Raw genomic sequence first — 2,079 nt, forward strand, 5'->3', positions numbered from 1 at the left:
GCCATGGCCCGCGCCACGCGCGCCTCGTCGCCGTCGCCCGCCCCGGCGCCCGCCCGCGCGATCCGGCCGAGCGCCCGCGCCAGCCCGCGCACCGTCGTCGACAGGAGCGGGGCACCGCAGCCGTCGACCGTCACGTGCTCGACCGGGACCCCCGTGAGCTCGCCCACCGTCGACCGGATCGCGCGCTGCAGCGGGTGGTCGGGCGCGAGGTAGGTCGCGGTGTCCCAGCCGGCCGCGACGCAGGTCGCGAGCATCGCGGCGTGCTTGCCCGAGCAGTTCTGGGTCAGCGCCGCGGGGCCGTGACCGGCCGCGCGCCAGGCGTAGGCCGCGTCGGCGTCGAGCGGCAGGTCGGGCGTGTTCTGCAGGGCGTCCGGGCCGAGGCCCGCCCGCTCCAGGACGGCCCGCACGACGGCCAGGTGTGCGTCGGTGCCCGAGTGGCTCGCCGCCGCGAGCGCGAGCGCGTCGACGTCGGCGTCGAGCCCGCACCGGAGCATCGCGACGGCCTGGAGCGGCTTGAGCGAGGAGCGCGGCCACATCGCGGCGTCGGCGTCGCCGACCTCCGCCAGCGTGGCGCCGTCGGCGCCGAGCACGACGAGGTGGCCGTGGTGCACGGACTCCACGAGGTCACCCCGGACGACCTCGGCGAGCAGGTCCGGCGAGGTCACCAGCCGCCCGCCCGCGGACCCGGCCGGCGGGGTCCGCCCCGGCCGTGGCTGCCCATCGCCGGCCGGACGTCCACGAGGTAGACGATCGCGGCCACGGCGCTGCCGAGCGCGAGGAACTGCAGCTCGCCGATGCCGAGGGGGTACGGGATGGCGACGAAGGCGATCGCCGTCGCGACGCCGAGCAGCGCGCCCCAGAACGTCTTGGTCTTCTTGCCCGCGGCGACGAAGGCCCCCGCCGGGCGGCGCACCAGGTCGATGAGCGCGACGACGCAGGCGGCGAAGACGCCGACGTAGAGCGCGAGGAAGATGAGGACCTGGATGGACGCGATCACGGCACGAGCGTACGAGACGCGACCGGGGGTCAGATCTCGGGCAGGTTCGCGCGGGCCTCGCCGGGCTCGGCGCCCGCGGCCTCGAGGAGGTCGACCAGGAGCGAGCGCAGCAGCAGCACGAGGCTCTGGGCGTGCCAGTCGTCGGGCACGACGAGCCACGGGTCCGTGCGGCGCGCGAGGTCGGCGAGCCGCTCCCTGGCCCGACCGCGGTCCCCGCCCGAGCCCAGCGCACCCGCGAGGTCACCGGCCGCCGTCGCGACGTCCTCGACCAGGGCCGCCAGGCCGGCCAGGTCGTGGGTCTCGCGCACGACGGCACGGCTGCGGCGCGCGAGCACGCGCGCGTTGCGCATGGCGCGGTCGACGCACACCGCCGCGCCCTCGAGCTGGCGCAGCTCGGCGACGTGGCGCCGGAACGCCGGCGAGACGCGCGCCGACTGCCGCGCCGCCGACGCGGAGTCCCGCCACTGGTCGAGCACCGGCTGGGAGGCACGGCCCCGCGCGAGCGCCTCCTCGACCTCGTCCTCGTCCCGGCGCTCGAGGCCCGTCGCGAGGTGCCGCAGCAGCTCCGCCACCTCGGTGAGCGCCTCCTCGCCGACCGCGCGCACGCGGCGCCGCGGGTCCTGCGGCCACAGCGTCGCCACCATCAGCGCGAGGACGCCGCCGACGAGCGCGTCGAGCCAGCGCCCCACGGGCGACCCGGCCTGGAGCGCGGGTAGCGCCACGATGACGATCGACTGCACGCCCGCCTGCATCGTGAACAGCGCGCCGCGGTCGATGAAGCGCCCCACGAGCGCCGCGATGCTCAGCACGACGGCGATCTGCACCGGCCCGGTGCCGATGACGTGCACCAGCAGGTCGCCGAGGAGCACCCCGACGGCGACGCCGGCGGCGAGCTCGGCGACGCGACGCGGCTGCCGGTCGGCCGTGAAGCCGAGCGCCACCCAGGCCGAGACGGGGGCGAAGAACGGCGCGGGGTGCCCGAGACCGTAGTGGGCGATGGCCCAGGCCGCGCCGGCGGCGACGCTCGCGCCCAGCACCGGCAGCGCGGCGCGGCGCACCCGCCGCCAGCCCTGGCGGACCCG

Annotated in this window: 3 protein-coding genes; all 3 read right to left on the minus strand. The window is 77.8% G+C overall.

Annotated features, from left to right (window positions below):
* A partial coding sequence (locus IDM29_RS16425) for an asparaginase (protein WP_309232758.1) occupies positions 1 to 665 on the minus strand: 665 nt, incomplete at its 3' end.
* Positions 662 to 997, minus strand: coding sequence for a DUF2516 family protein (locus IDM29_RS16430; RefSeq protein WP_182112258.1), 336 nt, complete (start codon positions 995 to 997; stop codon positions 662 to 664). The genes IDM29_RS16430 and IDM29_RS16425, both read right to left, overlap by 4 nt.
* 29 nt (positions 998 to 1,026) lie before the next feature.
* Positions 1,027 to 2,079: FUSC family protein (locus IDM29_RS16435; RefSeq protein ID WP_188037809.1), on the minus strand; the 1,053-nt coding region annotated here is incomplete at its 5' end.

It is taken from the genome of Actinotalea sp. JY-7885, assembly GCF_014525465.1.
GTDB lineage: Bacteria > Actinomycetota > Actinomycetes > Actinomycetales > Cellulomonadaceae > Actinotalea.